Origin of the sequence: Nocardia sp. NPDC127579, assembly GCF_042672005.1 — a bacterium.
Lineage (GTDB): Bacteria > Actinomycetota > Actinomycetes > Mycobacteriales > Mycobacteriaceae > Nocardia.
Genome location: NZ_JBHXVZ010000008.1, coordinates 310,860 through 328,731, shown reverse-complemented (window position 1 = coordinate 328,731; position 17,872 = coordinate 310,860). Strand labels below are relative to the sequence as shown.

Annotated in this window: 16 protein-coding genes; 8 read left to right on the top strand and 8 right to left on the bottom strand. The window is 66.0% G+C overall.

The annotated features are described in order from the left end of the window. Positions 1 to 14: 14 nt before the first annotated feature. Complete coding sequence (locus ACFVMC_RS26590) at positions 15 to 1,331, bottom strand: hypothetical protein (RefSeq protein WP_379214609.1); 1,317 nt, start codon at positions 1,329 to 1,331, stop codon at positions 15 to 17. A 688-nt stretch (positions 1,332 to 2,019) separates the two neighbouring features. On the opposite strand from ACFVMC_RS26590, the gene ACFVMC_RS26585 reads away from it, so the two are divergent. Together ACFVMC_RS26585 and ACFVMC_RS26580 are read left to right on the top strand one after the other, a co-directional pair. After that, the gene (locus tag ACFVMC_RS26585; RefSeq protein WP_379214607.1) at positions 2,020 to 2,565 is read left to right on the top strand and encodes a hypothetical protein; all 546 of its coding nucleotides are present in this window, start codon (positions 2,020 to 2,022) and stop codon (positions 2,563 to 2,565) included. 95 nt (positions 2,566 to 2,660) lie between these two features. Next, positions 2,661 to 2,990, top strand: a complete 330-nt coding sequence (locus tag ACFVMC_RS26580; RefSeq protein WP_379214606.1) for a hypothetical protein — start codon at positions 2,661 to 2,663, stop codon at positions 2,988 to 2,990. Between the two features lie 322 nt (positions 2,991 to 3,312). Here the strand turns inward: ACFVMC_RS26580 and ACFVMC_RS26575 are convergent, their stop codons facing one another. Further along, on the bottom strand, positions 3,313 to 3,564 hold the full coding sequence (locus tag ACFVMC_RS26575) for a hypothetical protein (protein WP_379214604.1): 252 nt from the start codon (positions 3,562 to 3,564) through the stop codon (positions 3,313 to 3,315). Between the two features lie 398 nt (positions 3,565 to 3,962). Between ACFVMC_RS26575 and ACFVMC_RS26570 the strand changes: the two genes are divergently transcribed. Genes ACFVMC_RS26570 through ACFVMC_RS26555 form a run of 4 tightly spaced genes read left to right on the top strand, consistent with a single transcriptional unit; the run spans position 3,963 to position 10,119 of the window. Further along, positions 3,963 to 4,622, top strand: coding sequence for an RNA polymerase sigma factor (locus ACFVMC_RS26570; RefSeq protein ID WP_379214602.1), 660 nt, complete (start codon positions 3,963 to 3,965; stop codon positions 4,620 to 4,622). Beyond that, complete coding sequence (locus tag ACFVMC_RS26565; RefSeq protein ID WP_379214601.1) at positions 4,619 to 5,320, top strand: hypothetical protein; 702 nt, start codon at positions 4,619 to 4,621, stop codon at positions 5,318 to 5,320. Before ACFVMC_RS26570 ends, ACFVMC_RS26565 begins: the two co-directional genes overlap by 4 nt. Positions 5,321 to 5,380: 60 nt before the next feature. Further along, positions 5,381 to 9,619 (top strand): WD40 repeat domain-containing protein, encoded by a 4,239-nt coding sequence (locus tag ACFVMC_RS26560; protein WP_379214599.1) that lies wholly within the window; start codon positions 5,381 to 5,383, stop codon positions 9,617 to 9,619. Between the two features lie 44 nt (positions 9,620 to 9,663). Further along, positions 9,664 to 10,119: a hypothetical protein gene (locus ACFVMC_RS26555; RefSeq protein WP_379214597.1), complete on the top strand. Its 456-nt coding sequence runs from the start codon at positions 9,664 to 9,666 to the stop codon at positions 10,117 to 10,119. 16 nt (positions 10,120 to 10,135) lie between these two features. On the opposite strand, the gene ACFVMC_RS26550 is transcribed toward ACFVMC_RS26555, so the two are convergent. The 5 genes from ACFVMC_RS26550 to ACFVMC_RS26530 form a co-directional block, all read right to left on the bottom strand. Then, positions 10,136 to 10,471: a hypothetical protein gene (locus ACFVMC_RS26550; RefSeq protein ID WP_379214595.1), complete on the bottom strand. Its 336-nt coding sequence runs from the start codon at positions 10,469 to 10,471 to the stop codon at positions 10,136 to 10,138. Positions 10,472 to 11,154: 683 nt separating this feature from the next. Continuing rightward, positions 11,155 to 11,601 carry an SRPBCC family protein gene (locus tag ACFVMC_RS26545; RefSeq protein ID WP_379214593.1) on the bottom strand — a complete coding sequence of 149 codons (447 nt, stop codon included), beginning with the start codon at positions 11,599 to 11,601 and terminating at the stop codon, positions 11,155 to 11,157. After that, positions 11,598 to 11,993, bottom strand: a complete 396-nt coding sequence (locus ACFVMC_RS26540; protein WP_379214591.1) for a nuclear transport factor 2 family protein — start codon at positions 11,991 to 11,993, stop codon at positions 11,598 to 11,600. Before ACFVMC_RS26540 ends, ACFVMC_RS26545 begins: the two co-directional genes overlap by 4 nt. Positions 11,994 to 12,059: 66 nt before the next feature. Continuing rightward, positions 12,060 to 14,900, bottom strand: coding sequence for a BTAD domain-containing putative transcriptional regulator (locus ACFVMC_RS26535; RefSeq protein ID WP_379214589.1), 2,841 nt, complete (start codon positions 14,898 to 14,900; stop codon positions 12,060 to 12,062). Between the two features lie 83 nt (positions 14,901 to 14,983). Beyond that, complete coding sequence (locus ACFVMC_RS26530; RefSeq protein WP_379214587.1) at positions 14,984 to 15,424, bottom strand: hypothetical protein; 441 nt, start codon at positions 15,422 to 15,424, stop codon at positions 14,984 to 14,986. A gap of 359 nt (positions 15,425 to 15,783) precedes the next feature. Between ACFVMC_RS26530 and ACFVMC_RS26525 the strand changes: the two genes are divergently transcribed. Continuing rightward, positions 15,784 to 16,326 carry a hypothetical protein gene (locus ACFVMC_RS26525; protein ID WP_379214585.1) on the top strand — a complete coding sequence of 181 codons (543 nt, stop codon included), beginning with the start codon at positions 15,784 to 15,786 and terminating at the stop codon, positions 16,324 to 16,326. Here the strand turns inward: ACFVMC_RS26525 and ACFVMC_RS26520 are convergent. Beyond that, positions 16,323 to 17,282: an AraC family transcriptional regulator gene (locus ACFVMC_RS26520; protein ID WP_379214583.1), complete on the bottom strand. Its 960-nt coding sequence runs from the start codon at positions 17,280 to 17,282 to the stop codon at positions 16,323 to 16,325. The two genes, ACFVMC_RS26525 and ACFVMC_RS26520, sit on opposite strands and share 4 nt — an antisense overlap. 236 nt (positions 17,283 to 17,518) lie before the next feature. On the opposite strand from ACFVMC_RS26520, the gene ACFVMC_RS26515 reads away from it, so the two are divergent. Continuing rightward, the gene (locus ACFVMC_RS26515; RefSeq protein ID WP_379214581.1) at positions 17,519 to 17,872 is read left to right on the top strand and encodes a VOC family protein; all 354 of its coding nucleotides are present in this window, start codon (positions 17,519 to 17,521) and stop codon (positions 17,870 to 17,872) included.

Sequence of the window (17,872 nt, the reverse complement as noted above, 5' to 3'; positions counted from 1 at the left end):
CGGTCATCATTGCATCATCCGAGTAGCTGGTCACGGTGCCGCCAGGTGAGCGCCACACATGCCGCAGCTGCGGCGGCCAGCGGTTCACGGTTCAGTGCGCGCCGGACGTTGGCCGGAGTCCAGCTGATCCCGACCGTGCCGGGTTCTGACGGATAGATTTCGCCTTCGGAATTGCGCGAGACCATGCCTTCGAACGCTGCATCGAAAACCTCAGCGTCCATGACGACGGTAGTCAGGATCTCGCCAGCGGGCGCGAGTGGATCGAAACCCATGCCGAAACACCAGGCTCGCACCTTTCCCGCTGCGCGGCCCTCGGTGAGCGTTCGAAGTGGTTCAACGTCGTAGTCGACAGGTGTACCGCTGCTTCCATCATGCTCGGGTGCGTCGAGGAACTCTTCCGAGAACTCGCGAATCATGTTCCGCCACAGGCTGAAATCGCGGTCGATATTGGCCTGACCGATCGCAGCCGGCTGGAACACTCCGGCAGGAATGATGTGTGTCAATCCAGCGGCAAGGGTCACCTGGGTTGAACCGCGGCGATGGAGGAAGAAGGTGTCTCCGTCGGGAGCCCGACGGATCGTCAGAGTGTTGATACTCGGCAGGATCGGCCGACGAGCGGGGTCGAACAGATCGCCGATACGTCGTCGGAACGGAAGGTCGTCCAGTGTGAACCGCTCAGGACCGCTCTGGGATATCCACGCTGCTGCTGTCTCGTGTGCAATGACCTCGCAGACGTCGACCATGTCGAAGTAGGTGGTCAGCCCGAAGGACATGCGGCCGCCACCTTCGCTGAACGACGCGTCGAGCAAGCGATAGGACGTACGATTCTCGAACAGCGTCGGACGAGCGATAGCGCGAATGGCCTGGCTGTAGCGCCCATATCGCACACCGTTCGGTCGAACGGGTCGGTTTGCCTCCGATTCGGGTTCGCTGCCGTCGAACATCGGCGGGGGAGCAGCAGCGTCAAAGTCGAGTTCGACCGAATCGAGGTCGATCGGCGCAGGCGCCATCCAATCTGGCCGCGTTATGCACGTGGTGCCCTCGATCGGCTTCGCATCCCAGTACAGCCGCGCGGCGGCCGCGGTGAGCGCATGCCGGTTCTGATTCATCGTCTGCCGAACGAGCCGCCACTCCGTCACTGCCTTGTCGCGGTCGGTCTGGTCCGGGTCAGAAAGGTCAGTGAGCCCGAAGGTTTCCGGCGGCAGGTCCATCGCCTGGGCGAAGTGACGCAGCTGCACAATGTCTCGGCATGTTCGCGCGCCGGTGAGGTACTTCGAGACCAGCGTCCGGTCGATACCGAGCACGCGCGCAACCTCTTCGTGCTTGGTCATACCATGCGCTCGCATATACGCCCGGATCACGTCAGGCAGACGTGAATCGTGGACAGTCTTCCCCATGTGAATCGCCCCTCCGATCCTCGGGTACGGTGGCTATCCACCACGGTACCATCGCGGACCTCAGATACGTCCAAAACCGGATCAGCTCAAACGATCCGACCTTGCACCAGCTCTAGACGCCTGGGGCAATGACTCCTATACCGCCAGCCGGGCTATTAACCCAGCCCCGAATTCACTCACCCGATGCCGGTCCAATCTCGGCCAACCGAGTTCGCTACTTCGGTTATCAACCCAGCCCCAATGCCAACCCCCTCCCCATGCCGGTCCTCTTCATCTAGTCCTCCCTTCCCCTCAAGTCGCCTTCCCCTCAAGTTCCCGGTTCCCTCTCCGACCAGTCTTTCCATCCATCTGCCTGCCCGCCGATATCCCACGGACACTAAATGCGCCCGCAGGGTGTGTTTAGTGTCCGTGGGATGAGGCGGGCAGGCAGATGCACTAAACCGCTGGTGGGAGAGGGAAACAGGTACTCACACCTGGGGACGCACAACTGTGCACCCCCAGGTGTGAGTGGTTTCGACGCCTGAAACTGGCCATGCAGTTGGGTATGCATCTGGGGGAGTGGGTTCCCCCGCTCTCTAGCTCCGATAACCTGGCTTTGGTCGATCAATCCTGTGGGGGCACTATGGCTCGCGAATCAGATCCCAGTTGGACACCTGGCACCCGAGTATGGGCGGCTGAAACCGCCTACTACCCGGGCAAGTACCACGACCTGAACATTGAATTCGGTATTGTGATGCCCGCTGGCACACCTGCGCTCGGCGATCCACCCGACTTTGGGGAGCCAGGGCCAAAGACCGTCGAGCCGCCAGAACCCGGGATGGTCCCGATTCATTGGAACCACGTCTCCAAGTGCAGCTGGGAGCATCCCGCCACCTTGGTGACGGAGTTACATCCAGAGGTGATGGAAGAGACCGCCGGCCGTGCAGCCGACGCGCGCCGACGCGAGACCCTGAGGTCGGTGTCATCGACCCGCAAGCGACTCCGTCGTCCAGCGTTGACAGTGACTATTGACGAGGACCTGAAAGAACGCGTCGATCAGGCTCTGGACGCCGTGGATTCCACGTATCGTGAACACGCGATTGCGTTCCTGCGCTGGTTGATTCGGGACACAGACGAGCTGCCGCCGAGGCCGGACTATCCCCTGCCCTATTTCAAGTACGGCGAATGAAATGCTGCGCACGCCGCGCGGTGCTCATCTCTCATCACGACATCAACCACGCCGGATCGCCGCATTCTCAGGACTATTGATCGGGAGGTATGGACATGTCGCGTGAACCGGAAGATCGCTATGCCGAACTGCTCGCGCAGGCAGACCTTCTCGGCGATGCACCGGACATCGACCGGGTGACATGGCTGCGCTGGCAACTCGAGGACCTTGGCGATGAAGTGCGGAGGACGATCCCGGACGGCAGCGAACGACATTACGAACTGCGCAAGCTTCACAGGCAAGTTGACCGCAAGCTCACGGACGGCTCGGATCGTACCCGCATCGCGGGCAATGTCACGGCGGCGAAACTCAAGCGCGAGAAGCACGCCGCAGAACACCCGACTCAGCTGGATCAGCCCAAACCAGACCGTAGACGCGGGCGGTAGACAGGGGCGACTGGGGACCATTTGGGGACCGCACGGCTACGCGCTGCCGAACTGTCCGAGGTGACGTGCATGCCACGCGCAACCGCGCAACGTGCGTGACGTGCACAAACCCCTGATTCCGAATGCTGGGGGTCAGGTGGTCGCAGGTTCAAATCCTGTCAGCCCGACAGAAAACCCCTTCCGATCTGATCGGAAGGGGTTTGTTGTCTCTTCAACTAGTTCGGATTCGAGCCGATCCCACAGAAACCCCACATACTGGGTTGCGGAACTGCCAGAGGTGGCGGACCGTCGACTAGGTCGACAATCCGCTCCCCGGGGCTGATCAGAACTTGGCGTAGAGGTCGCCCTCGTGTGCCCAGTCGTCAGACGGGGTGCACGCGGCGCGGATGCCCTGAGCGCGGTAAACCTTGGCCTGGTTCTCGCAGTCGGCCCAGTGCCGATAATCGCCCTTGTAGTCTTGGGCGCTGAATCCGGGCGGCGGCGATGCCGTAGCCGCACCAGCGCCCAGGACCGTCCCTGCGGTCATCGTTCCGGCGATCAGAAGCGTACGGAACAGATTCTTCGGTGTAGTCATTGTCTTCATCCATTCTCGTGGACCGTTGCCGTCTCCGACCTCGGTGTTCGATTTCGATGTGTCGAGCCCGGTGGCTGTCGTCAGAGCCTTCGGGCTGTTCGGGTCGCCCTGGTGAGCGAGCCGTACTACCTCTGAAGCCGTTGATGCACAGCGTGGTTCGTGCGGTGTGAACGCTGCACGACGGGCTGAGTGCGGAGACGAACACCATGCGTGAACCGTTGACGAGTCCGATCGCATCGAAGGAGTGGAGGACCACAGGCAGAACCAGTCGCAGGAGCGGCCATGGGAGGATCGGCACTTGTCAGCGAACGCACTCGAAGCATTCGGCGGGAACGAAATGTCGCGTGCAGCGCGATGTCACGCAGTGGAAGACTCACTGGGAGAGAGGTTCCCGAGCCATGAGCTCTGATGACTTCGCGCAGTGGCTCGGCCGACCACTCGATGATGTATCGCGTGAGCAACGCGAGGCAGTGTTCGCGTATGTGTTCGGTGCTTCCGTCGTCGACGTCGCGACGTACGCGGCGGGCGAAGCGGCGTTCCTGTTGAGTCGGCACGACCCCGACATGCGTGACACCTACGCCGACATCGCTCACGATGTGATCGAAAGGTTCTTCGAGAAACTGCCGGCCGAGCGAATCGAGTTCTGGAAGGCATACACCCGTACCCGGGTGCTGTGGCAGATCCAGCAGCAGCGCAGGGAACGGCTTGCCGCCAAACGACGCCCGCCGGGGCGGCAAGTCGGATTCGACGACGCGGTCACCGGCCACCCGGACAGCGGATCGTTCGACGACTACGACTGGATCTACGTCAAGGACCTCTTCGCGACCGCGATCGCCGCCATTCCCGACGCGGAGATCCGGGCAGTGTTCGAAGCCAGCTACGTGTGGCCGACAACATATTCCGACTTCCATGCGCTCACTGCCGAGCAGGTCGCCGAAAGGCTCGGGTTCAACGTGTCGAAGGTCAAAAGACTGTGGTCGAAAGGCAAGAAGATCATCCGGCAACTGCTCTGCCCCGAAACGCGGAACGTGACCGAGGTATGGGAAGCGACATCATGAACGACCTCACGCGTCAGAAGCGACGCGATGCACTGGTGGAGCACGTGCTCGACGTACTGGACAGCGACGAAATCGCCAGTGCCGCTGGGCAACCGACTATCGACGAGATCGCCGCGGCGGGACGGGCGATTGCCGCGCGACTGACCGCCGGCTGGACAGACGCAGCCCAGCCGGCCATCGTCGAAGACGACGCGACCGACATCATCGACCTCGCCGCACGCCGAGAACGACGCGCAATGCGGATCCCCGGTCGGCACATCGACAACTGGGCAGCCGGAACGAGCGGTCCGGTCGATCGGTTCGCCGATGACGAATTCGGAATAGTGCTGACCCGAAAGACCGTCGGTGACGACACATTGCTCTCGATCACCTTCACCGGCCACGTTGCGCGGGACGGTGATGTGGTCCGGGTCCGGCGTGCCGCAAGTGATCGGCACACACAGTTGCTGGTGCTGTTGTATGTCGACGACCAGGGCATGCTGACCGGCCAGATCCTCACAGCAGCCCTTGCGGCGACCTCCGACGATCTCGATATCACGGTCAGCGCGGCCGGTGAACTCACTGCCGATGATTGTGACGCTGTTACCGCCGCTGTGCGGGCGTCCCACAAGCAAGCCCGCAATGCTTGGCGACGACTCGCGAAGGCTCAGTCCGCAGATAGCCCGATCCGGACCGCAGTGATCGAAGGCTTTCGCTGACGGAGAGCACACGCGCCGCGGCGCACCCGGCTATCCGTCTTCCGAATGTGGGGGAAATGCGTGATCGACCCAGATCAGCCCGAACGCGATGGCGGCACCGATGCCGTCGAGTTCAACGAACTGACCGGAGCCGCTCAGAAATGGCTGGCGACGTGTCAGGCCGCGGTCGCTACAGGTGCCGATGCGACAGCCCGGCTGCTCGACAGCGGCAGTCCGGAAGCCGTGGTGCTCGGCTCCCAGTCCCTGCGGCCCATCCGCACCGACACCGACGACGAATCGCTGCTCGACGAGGAGCCCGAGAGCTCGACGCCGACCGCGAACTTCGACATCGCTGCCGCATACGCGCTGGCCTGTCTCGCTCGCGGACTGACCGGCGCCGAGGAGGTCGACATCGCGTGCGAGGTGTTCCTGGCCCACACCGCTCTCGCCGGACAGTCCTCGGTCGGTACTCAGCTTCTTCCCGCAGGTACCTCGATCACCAGTGGTGGTGATCTGCTCGGCTCGACGGTCCGCTATCTGCTCGGGCGTGGGAACCAGCCCGGACGCGGCTACGCAATTCTGGCCGCGCTCGAGCTGGTGGGCAAACGCCCGAAGCGTCTGCGGAGCACCAAGATCCAATTGCTGTTCGGCTCCTACAACGGCCGCGGCGGAGTAGTCGGCCGACTGCATCTCGACCAACTCGAACACGGTCCCAGCGGTCTGCATCCTGACCCGGCGTCAGCGACGTTTCTTCGGGCTGACGAAGCCTTCGCATCGGCGCTCGCCACAGCGTGGTCTGCATCGTCTCTCGCCGACACGGACGCCTGCGTGCTGTGGTCGATCAGCCTCGACAGCGGTGCCCCTGCCAATACAATCGACGGAGGTTCGGCCGCGGCTGCGTTTGCGGTCGCCCTCGACGACCTCGCTCCCGGCAAACCCATTGTGCGACTGCTTCACCTGCGTCACCTGCGCCTGCGCAGAATCGACGGAGACTGTGCGGTGACGGCCGGACTGCATGACACCGGATCCGGGCCGAGCCCCGCCCGCCACCGATTGACCGTCGTCGACCGATACGCTGACAAGCTCGCCGCCGCCAAGAAGCACGGCCTGCGGGTGGTGGTCGCCGCTGACGGCCTTGCCGCCGCCCGAAAGACCGCTCCTTCCGGTTACGAGAACCGGGTCGTCGGCGCGGGCACCCTGGCGCAGGCCATCAGCGTGGCCCGCACCCGGATCAATCGCACGCTGTGGGCGCTGGTGCTGGTGACGGTCCTGCTTGTCACCGGTGGAGCCGGTATTGTGCACAAGCTCAAGGCCGACGCTCAGCAGCGATTCGAGGAACGCACCGCGGCACGGCTGATCACAGAGGCCGAGGCGATCCTCGCCGGTACCCGAACCGGCAGCGTCGCACAAGCCGTCCAACAACTGCTGGCAGCGAACGCCATTGACCCCAGCCATGATCCGTCCCCGCTGAGCAACGCGCTCGTCGGCCTGCGCGGGGTCATGAAAGCTGAGCAGTCCCGGGTTTCGTCGGTCGCGTTGAGCCCGGATGGGCAGCGCGCGGTGTCCGCCACTCGCACCGGGCTGCGAATGTGGGACGTCGCCCGGCAACTCCCCATCGGGGCGGTGATGTGTCCGGACACCGCTGTGAACAGCGTGGTGTTCAGCGGCGACGGCCTCACCGTCGCCTCCGCCCACGACAACGGCATGGTGCGGCTGTGGAACGCCGAGACCCGAGCAGCGGTCGGGACACCGATAGCCGCGCACGCCGGCGCCGCGGCCACGGTCGTCTTCGATCGCACCGGCCGACTGCTCGTTACCGGTGGGGCCGACGGGGTTATCCGGATGTGGAACGTCGGCGACCAGTCTTCGGCCGGCCAGCCGATCAGCGTGCACACCGGCCGCGTGATGAGCGTGGCGATCAGCCCTGACGGCCGGCGTGTGGCATCCGCGGGGAGCGACGGTACTGTCAAACTCACCGACCTGAACACACGGGCAACCGTGTCGGCGCCACTGGAACCCTTCCCGAACAACAGCGTGACGTTCGGCCCCGACAGCAACTGGGTCATCTCCAGCGGCAACGACGAGGTGACCCGCGTGTGGGAAGTGGTCAACAATTCGCTTGAACCCAGAGGCTTCGTCGACGGCGTTGAAGGACCGGTCTTCAGCGTGCAGTACGACGAACCTTCCGGCACGATCGTGACCGGCAGTTGGAACGGCACGGTGCGGGCCTGGGATTTCGCATCCCGCAAGCTGCTCTGGATGCAACCGAGAGGCCATCGGGGTGCGGCCAACAGCGTCGCAACCGCTGCGGGGCGGCTCATCTCCGGCGGGGATGACGGGACGCTGCGGTTGTGGGACATGTCGACGACCCGCACACCCGCCGGTGTGCGGCTGCCTCACCTGTCACGCGAACCCGGTGCCGTCGCGTTCAGCCCGGACAGCACGCACCTCGCCTTTGCCGGCTGGGATGGTCGAGTCCGGCTGTGGAAAGTGTGGCCGCGCAACGAAATAGTTCCGCCCCGCCTCGATGCGCATGCCGGTGCCGCCATCGGGCTCGCCTACAGCAATGACGGACGTCATATCGTCTCCGGCGGCCAGGACGGCACGGTCCGGCTGTGGGACGGAAAGACGGCCGCACCGCTCGAAGTCCTCGGCCGTTTCCGCAGCGCCATCCATACGGTGGCCTTCGACGCCGCGGGAAGCCGAGTAGCGCTCGGCAGTGATGACGGGACGCTGCGGGTAATCGATGTCGCGACCCGCACTGTCCAGATCGAGGTGCAAGCGCACACGGACGCCGTCACCGGCGTCGCGTTCGGCGACAACGACACGATCCTGGTAACCGGAAGCCGGGACGGGACAATCCAACGATGGAATGCCGAGAACGGCGATCCGGTCGGCGCACCGAGCATCGCCGATACCGCAGCCCCGCCGGCAGTTCTCACCGTCGCGGTCAATGCCGGCGGACGCATCGCCAGCGCAGGGCGCGACGGCAAGATTCGGCTGTGGGACCTCGACGACCACACAGCGCCACCTCAGGTGATGGACGGACATCTCGGTGCCGTGCACAGCCTCGCCTTCAGCGCCGACGGGCGCCGCATCCTGTCCGGGGGCTGGGACGGGACAGCGCGATTGTGGGATGTCGACAGCGCCATCCAGATCCGCGCCGAGTACGCCGCGAGCGGCGTTCGGTGGACCGAGGGAATACATCCGGTGTTCAGCGTCGCGCTGAGCCGCGACGGCCGACGTGTCGCCGCGACCCAGGATGGTGTCGTCCAGACCGGCATGACCAGCGACCGATTCTGGAACGACGTCCTGACCACACCGAACTGGGTGTATGGACTGTCCTTCAATGAAAACGGGCGCCGCCTCGCCTCGGGCAACTACGACGGCACCATCCACATCTGGGACACCGATACCGGCAAAATCCTGTTCGACCTACTCGGCCACTGCGGTTCGGTCATCACCGTCGACTACAGCCCCGACGGCACCTATATCGCCTCCGTCGGCAGCGACGGCACCCTGCGCACCTGGAACGCGGCCACGGGCGAACCGCTACTGACCATCGACACCGCCGAGCAAGCCGACCCCGGCGGCCCGCGCCAGCTCGACTTCCTGGCAATCTCCGCGGACGGCACCCGGATCGCGACCGCCGGACGCGACGGCAAAGCCCGGGTGTGGGACTCCGCCACTGGCACTCAGATCCGCGAAATCCACGCCGACATCCAGGGACTCCACGTCGTTGCCTTCACCCCTGACGGATCACTGGTCACCGGTGGCAAAGACCATCTCGTCCGCCTGTGGAACCTCGACACCGGAACACAGATCCGGTCGATGGCCGGACACGAACACGCTGTCACCGCCCTGGCCGTCAGCCCCGACGGCAGCCGGATCGCCACTGGCAGCGCCGACATGACCGTTCGTGTATGGGACACCTCAACCGGAAAGCCGTCCGGATTCGTGCCCGGAGGCCACCTCAACAGCGTGTCCAAAGTCGCTTTCACCACCGATGGCCGCCACGTCGTCTCCACCGCTCACGACAACAGCGTGCAGTTCTGGGACGCCGCAACAGGCAAACCCGTCGGTAACCCGATGCGAGAAGGTGACCACCGATACGCCCAAAGCCTGGCCATCGATCCCAACAGACACCGCATCGCGGCCGGCTACGACGACGGAACGATCCGATTCTGGCCATCCACCACGGCCTGGCCCGGCGCGGCCTGCGGACTTCTCACTGCCGAAATAAGCGAGTCGGAATGGGAATTGCGGGTTTCGCCCCGAATCCGCTACCGGTCGTTGTGCCCATCACTGCCCGACCGTTGAGGGCGTAAGCGGCTGAGGTGCGCAGCGGGGCCATGGGGAGGTCGGTGACGTTCCCGAGCGATGTCCAGCGCGGGGATCTGCCCGCGTGGATGCCCGGCGAGCTGTACGTGATCGCGTTGTCGATCGTGTCGGAACTGGTCGCGTTCACCGCTGTCGGTCTGGTCGCGGCGTGGGGTGAATGGTTTCCAGGGTGGTTTCCGCGGCTGCGCGGGCGGCGGATTCCGACGGCGGTCGCGGTGATACCGGCCGCGCTCGGGGCCGTGGCATTGACGGTCATGTGGACCGCTGCCTTCGTCACCGAACTTGCCGGTGTCACGTTGCGCGGCGATCCGACTCCCGCGGACTACCCCTCACGAGCGGGCGGCTGGGAGTCGGCCGCCTATTACCTGTGTTACACGCCGCTGCTGCTGTGGGGTCCGCTGCTGGCCGCGGTCACCTTCGCCTACTATCGGCGTCGCCGGACCACTGGGTCTCACGTAACCCCTACGGCAACACTGTGATTCACGCCGAATGTGGTCACCACCAGAAGGTTTCCACCTCCCATTCCTGGAGGGTGCCGGGAGTGTCGCAGTGCGCCCAGGATTGCTGGCCGTCCCAGGCGATCGGGCCGCGGCGTTCGTAGGTGGCCCAGGCGCTGCCGGTTCCGGCCCACCAGTATCGGCATTCGATCTTCACCTGGTGCTGGATCGGCCAGTAACAGGTCGAATAGGCGGCGCTGTTGTTGACCGGCGTCGCCTGGCAGCCCGGGTCCCACGGCTGCGCCTGCACCGGCGCCGCACCCAGCATCGCGCCCGCGCCCAGCAGTCCCGCCGCAGCCGGGGCTACCAGCAGTTTCCTGACGAACGAACTCATGACGATCTCCTATCAGCGTGAGGCAAGATGCCCCTGACAGGCCCACGCACAATTCGAAGGTCGATGGCACGCCGTACGAGACAGCGAACCATCCGTACATGACTTACGTCACAACCCGGCGAGCCGGTGTTACACGCAGGCCGGGGCGAGCATGCCTCGACCGAGGCCCCGCCGACGAACTCCGGGGTGTCCGCGTGACGCGCGTCAGAGGGGGTTCCATGTCCACCACTGGGCGGCGGATCCGTCGCACCGGTGCATTGTCACGTTGCTGCCGCTCGCGGTCAGGCAATAGTTGGGCCAATTCGGGTCCATGCTGCGGATGTTGCCCGCATAGTGCCCCAGGACGTGGAATTCCCATCTGGATTTCGGTCCGCCGGTGTCACAGCCGCCGAGTTGCGCGTAGGCGGTCCCCACTGCCAGGCACCCTCCTGTATCTCTGTGCCGGATCTGACGATCGAGGTCTGTTGTCCACACCGAGGCGCTCTGATAGACGGGGAGGCAGGGTCGCAGTGCGATGAACCGATCTTGTTGCGGCACCGAACATCTGCCGTTCGATGTCAGGAGTCGGGTCGGATGCCCCTGGTCCGGTGTGTCGGCCGCGGCGATCGGAAGCCAGGACACCGCCGCGAACAGCAGGGCTGTGGCTGCGACGACCGCGGCCGTCCGCTTGGATCGTCCGCGGTTCATGGCTGCCTCGATTCGGCCAATTCGCGCAGGGCCGCCAAGTCGCGAAACAGGTTGCGCCGCAACAGGTAGGCCAGAAGTGGGCGGATCGGTCGTTGGAAGCCGTGCGGTCGGACGAGAAGTTCCAGGCGGGCCAGGCAGCGATCGGGTGTCAGCGAGCGCACCGTGCGCGCGCCCTGGGCGTCGGCGCCGGAGTGGGTGCGCCAGGTCATGCGGACGCCGGGGTCGACCGTAAGTACCTCGCCGAGGTTGTGCCAGGTGCGGCCGGCGAATCGAAGTTCCTCGGCGCTGCGGGTGCCAGGTGTCGAGATGCCCGCGGGTTCGGCGGTCATAGCGAGGACCCCGGTGCGCCAGGTGGGGTCGTTGGCGTAGTCGGCGACCAGTTCCCACACGGTGTGGGCCGGCTTGTCGATCACCGTCTCCGCGGTCAGGTCGATGGTCTTCATCGCCGCACCGCCAGCGCCGCCAGCATGGCCGGGGTGTCGATGTAGGCCTCATAGCTGGTGATCCGGCCCGCACGCAACTGCCAGACGTGGACCTCGGGGACGTCGAACGCGATGCCCCCGGGAACTGTGGTCCCGGTGGTGCGGCCGACCTGTACGACACGGTCGCCGGCGGCGAACATCTGCTGGGAGTCGACCGTGCTGTCGAGATGCGCGAGCAGCGTGGTGAAGAACTCCACGGCGCCGGCGTGACCGCGAAAGTGTCCGCCCCAGGGCAGTTCATCGGCCTGAGCGATGACGATGTCGGGGTCGAACAGACGCGGTATCACGCCGAAATCGCGGGTGGTGAAAGCCTGATAGACCTGCGCGATGGTGTCGAGATCGGACTGTGGCATGGCGGTCATCCTTGGTGGCGTGGGTATTGGACGGACCCACTGTCACGCTGAGCTGTTTCAGTGCCGTTACAGCTTGCCTGGATGGGCGGCGTCGTGCAGGAGCGCCACCATCTGCGCCCATGTCATCGGGTCGCCCGTCTGTGGATGTGCCTCGAGGACGCAGCGTTCCATCTGTTCGATCAGGGCGGGATGGGCGAATTGCAGGTAGCGGCGCGGATCGGCGCCGACCCGCTCCGAGTGGTGCAGGGCCGCCGCGCGCAGCCGGACGGCTGTCTGCGGCGTGTCCAGCACGAGCAGCGCGTAGGCACCGGCATAGACGGCACCGAGCGCGTCGGCGATGTTCGACTGTTCGGCGAATACCGTCAGTGCTCGATCGATGCCGGCGATCGCCGCGCGCGCCGCGGAGGTGTCGTGCGCGGATGCCAGGACCGACCAGGCCAGCACCACTTCGGCCATGCCCTGACACCACAGGTGACCACAGTCGGCGCTGAGCTGCCGGGCGGTTCGCAAGCGGTCGAGGGCGCCGCCGCGATCGTCTTCGAGCAGCATCGCGATGCCCTGCCCGAATTCGGCACATCCGCGGATCCACTCCGAGGTCGGCAGCCGATCGACCTCGGCGGACAAACGGTCGGCCGCGGACCGGGTTGCCGCCGGGTCGCCGAGCGCGCTCGTGGCGAGCGCCCGGTACATCAGCCCGTGCAGCCACAGCTCCCGCTCGGCGTCGGCGCGGCCGAGCAGCCGCAACGCGTCGTCGGCGTGCTGAAGCGATTGCCGAGGGTCTCCCGCGTGGAAGGACACGATGGACAACGCGAGCAGCCCGCGTACCCGATCTCTGCGGGAGGCCCTGGCGGCGGCGAATGACTTCCGGATGAGAGTGCGACCGTCGACCAGAGCGCCCAGCGTCACCCATGCGAATTGCAATGCCGCCGCGGTCCGCAGCGCCATGACCGGGTGATGGTCGAGGTCGTGCACGATACCCGCCTTGAGGTTGGGCATCTCCGTCGCGAGCAGACGATAGGCCGCGCCGGCGCGATGTCCGGTCAGCAAGCCGGATTGGTCGGCGACGAATTCGCGGACCCAATCGGCGTGCGCCGCACGGGTCGCGGCCGGATCGGGGTCGATGGTCCGGCAGTATCGGCGCATGGTCTCCAGCAGCCGGTATCGTGGCCCGTCCGGCCCGACTTCGCAGCTGAGGACCGAGCGGTCCAGCAGTGATATCAGTGTCGCCAGCACGCCGGTATCGGCGGCTCCCACCTGTACTGCTTCGGCGGCCTGCCAGCTGAACCCGCCCTCGAACGGCCACAGCCGCAGCAGCATCGCCCGATCGGCGGGAACGAGATGATCGACGCTCCAGCCGATCGCCGCCTGCAAGCTGGCATGCCGCGACAGCGAACCCCGGGGAGTCGGGCCCAGCACATCCATGCGGTCATGGATGAGTACGGCGATTTCCGCGAGCCCCAGCGCTCGTTCCCGCGCGGCCGCGAGCTCGATCGCCAGCGGCAACCCGTCGACCGTCGCGCAGATCTCGCGCGCGGCCGCAAGATCCGAATCCTCGGGTCGCCAACCCGGCCGGGCGGTGCGAACCCGGTCGAGCAACAAGTGAACCGCCGCGCCGTCGGTTCCGTCCCGCGCCCGGATCGGCAACGGCTCCAGCATGAGCACCTGCTCGCCATCGATGCCGAGTGGCTGTCTGCTGGTCGTCAGAATGCGCAGTTCCGGACAGCTGCCGAGCAGCCCGATGACCACATCGGTGACCGGGTCGATCACATGCTCGCAGTTGTCGAGTACCAGGAGGCCCGGCCGGACTGTCAGTGCGCGCTGTAGCACGGTGGCCGGATCTCCGACGGCATGGACCACACCGAGTGCGGCGGCGATCGCGACCACGACGTCGGCTGGATCCCGCACGTCCCCTAGCCGCACCAGCCACCGGTCGGCTTGCGCGGTGTCCGCGACGCAGTACTCGACGGCCAGCCGCGTTTTGCCGATCCCGGCCGACCCCACGAGACTGACCAGCCGTCCTGAGGCCACCAACTCGGCGAGCTGCCGCAGTTCACGGCGGCGCCCGACGAACGAGGACAGCGGTCCCACGATGGGCCGCTGCTCCGGGCGCGGTCCCGCGCCGACCGGAACCGCTTGCGGCTCGGGTGATTCGGGAATCAGCAGTCGCGGGTCGTGCTCGAGCATGCCCTTCTCCAGGGCGCGTAGCGCCGGGCCGGGTTCGACACCGAGCTCCTCGACCAGCAGTTCCCGCACGCGTCTGATCTCGGCCAGGGCCTGTGTTTGTCGGCCACTGCGATACAGGCCCAACGCCAGCAACTCCCAGCGCCGCTCCCGGAACGGGGTGGCGGTCACCGCCTCGACCAGATCGGCGACCGCCAGGGCGGTCTGGCCACCGGACAAACGCGCCGCCTGTAGCTCTTCGATCGTGACATCACGCAGCTCGGTCAGCCGGGTCCGCTCGGGCGTGAGTGTCCCGGCGTCACCCAACTCCTGCCACGGCAGGCCACGCCACAGTGCCAGCGACGCGGCCAAGCATCGGATCGCACCTTCGGCGTCGGCAGCGGCGAGCAGGCGCAACCCCTCTGCTGTCAGCTCGGTGCAGCGGCCGATGTCGGTCCACTCGGGTTCTACCGCGAGTCGGTATCCGAACTCGGTGCGCTGCAAGCGATCCCGCGCGGCGGGGCCGATCGCCGACCGCAACCGGGATGCGATCACCCGCATCGTCGCACCGGTTCGGCGCGGTCGATCTCCGCCCCACACCAACTCGGCGAGCAACTCGTCGGACACCGGCCGGCCCGCCGTCGTAGCCAGCGCCGCCAGAAATCGTCGAGGCACCTGACCGCCCAGATCGACGATTCGGCCGTCCACCTCTACCACGATCGGGCCGAGCACCCGAACAAACAGCACGTCCAGAGCCTAACCCCCGCGCCGGACCCGTCGACGCGTGCCGCGCGGGTGTGGACCGACTCGAGGACATCGGTCGCGACCGGTCAGCGCGGGCGACGGAACCAAGCGCCGGATACGCCCATCGACAGCAGCACCTCGATCGCAATGGCGACGGGAATCTCGAGCCAGCCGCCGACGAACGGCCCGTTCGGGTTCGCTGCCATCAGCAGGCCGAGCAGGATCATCCATCCGGCGAACACCATGACCGTCACCCGCGCGCCGTTGCCCGCGCGGCCGAAGAACAGCGCACCGATCGCCGCACCGAAGATCGGGATGGACAGACCCGTATATGTTCCGGCCGTGTAGGACTCGCCGATCGCCAGGCAAACCACGACGACGAAGAGGGCCAGCCCGCCCAACCCGACCGCCAGGATCTGTGCGACCCGCACCTGTGTCGGCATGGTGGTCGGCACCGGACGCCCCGGCGGGGGGATCGGCCTGTAATGCGTTGGGCCGTAGTGGTTCTGTGGCTCCGGATAGGTCATAGGCCGCAGCCTAGGCCGGAGGGCATATCGAAAACATATGGTTTCGTTGGTGCCCTGGTGACGACCCGGCGTGCGATGGCTCGGCAGTGGTCTTCGGCGCGGCCGGAAAGGTCATCTGGGACAACAAGTCCTACGGTTCTGTACGGCGGCGCTGCCGCGCGAGCGAAAGGGCAGGTGGGCGCAGGTCCTCGATGCGAACTCGGCGTGCGCAAATCGGGGCGAACTTTGCGCAATGTGCGCAGACCGACGCGTTGACCTGCTCATAACCTGAAATCGATCGCATCGATGAGAGAGCTGATCGAAGGCCGCTGCCGTGGTGAGCCAGAACGTGTATGCCGAGAGCCGGATCGGAGCCCCTGATGTCCAACGACCGCCTCGATCGATGGCTCGGAGCGAATTGGGTAGATGTGCCCGCCGACGCGCGCACCGCGGTCGTCGAGCATATCTTCGGCACCGACCTGGCCACCTTGTCCACCTACGCCGTGGCCGAAGTGCGGTGCCTGCTCGCCCGCCACGGCATCGACGCACCGTTCGACGTCGAAGACATTGCCCAGGACGTCATCGGCGACCTCGTCACCTCGTTGCCTGCCGGCCGGGTCACCCACTGGCGGGCCTGTGTCCTGCACCGGGTCGTGCGTCGCATCCGCCACCGCGGCCACGGGCCGACGATCGACCACTATCTGCTGCGGACCGCACTCGAGGCCGTCGAGCACCCCGAAATCGCGGCAGTCCTGGCAGCGACGTTCGTTCTCGCACCCGATGGCTCCCACGTCGACATCCGTACCGCCGCCGAAGTCGCTCGCGATCTCGGTTACAGCCGATCCGACATCGAATGCCTGCGCCGCCGAGGCTTGCGCGAACTACGCGACCACCTCGTGCAGCTGATGCCCGATCCGCTCTAGCCCGACGCCGACGGGCGCCGTCGGCGTACGTCGGTGGGGGATTCGCCGTAGCGCCGTCCGAAGCTGCGGTGGAAGGTGCTGAGCGCGTCGAACCCTGCGGCGTAGGCGATTTCGCTGATCGATGCGCTCTCTCGGGGGTCGGTCAGTCTACGGTGAGCCTGCTCGGCCCGGGTATCGGCGATGAGCCGGGCCGGTGCCGCGGCACCGATGCCGCGCAGCGCGTATTCCAGCGTCCGCCGAGAACAGCCGAGGTGTTCGGCCATCGAATCCGGGGTCAGTCGTGGATCGCTGCTGTGTGCTGCGATGTAGTCGAGTGCGCAGTGCGCGAGGGCCGCGGATCGGGACTGCTCTCGCGCACTCGCCGGGTGCAGCGCCAGGTTCAGCAATTCCGCTGCGTGCGTACTGATCCCGGTGAAATCGTCACCGGACAGCGCGCCGGCGTGATCGGACACGGTGCGAAGAAGTGCCAGTACCGCCGCTGTGGGGCCACGCTGCCGGTCGAGCAGCACCGGTACGCCGCCGCGGAAGATTCCTTTGGGCACATACTCTTCGGGAACGCCCACGGCCCAGACCCGAGTCCCGGCCGAGATCGCGATTCGCAGCGACCGCCCCATGTCCAGCAGGCCGATTCGGCCGCGGGAAACGTCGATCTCGTTGTCGCCGTGGCCGATTACGACACCGTCGCCATGCGCGACGATGCCCAGTGCGGACGGGTACTCGTCGCAGCGTGCCTGCCGGCCGGTCCGGAGGTAGGTGACCGCACCGGCGACGGCGTCGACGAACTGAAATCCGCCGCCGCGCTGAATCCGCATGGTCCCGGCGAAGTGGCCCGGACTGACGAAGTCGAGCCGGTGATCGCCCTGATTGGTCCGGCTGTGTGCGCTCCAGTAGTCGACCCGATCGGCCTCGCAGACCAGATCGGTATTCACCTCGACTGTCTCGTAGTCAGCCTCCACCCCACCCTCCCAAGGTCCTCCGGTCCCGATTGTATGCGGTGTACTGCCCTCGGAGCTGTGCGTCCGTGACCGGCTCGGGCCCCGATGAGGGCAGGAGCAGGCCGATGCGGGGGTCGGCGGTGACGGCGCGACCGGTATGTCGGTGTGCCCTGCCGCAACTGTCGAAGTCGGGTATGTTCCAAGAGGTTTGGAGTTGGCCGGGAGGGATCTGTATGACTATTGCGCGGTTGGGGTCCGTGTCGTTGGACAGCGACGATCCGGTCGGACTCGGCCATTTCTACCGGGATCTGCTCGATCTGAGCGTGTCGTTCGAGTCGGAGGAACTGGTCGTGCTGAAAGCCGACGGCATGTTCCTGTCGATCGAGCGGGTGCGGGATTATCGGCGGCCGGACTGGCCGGAGAACACGGTGCCCAAGCAGATGCACCTGGATCTGTTCGTCACGGATCTGGACGAATCCGAGGCGGCGGCGCTGGCGATCGGGGCGGAGCGGGCGCGGGTGCAGCCCGCGCCCGAGAAGTGGCGGGTGCTACTGGATCCGGCGGGACATCCGTTCTGCTTGACGGTGCCGGCCACGCCGATGGGCGGATAG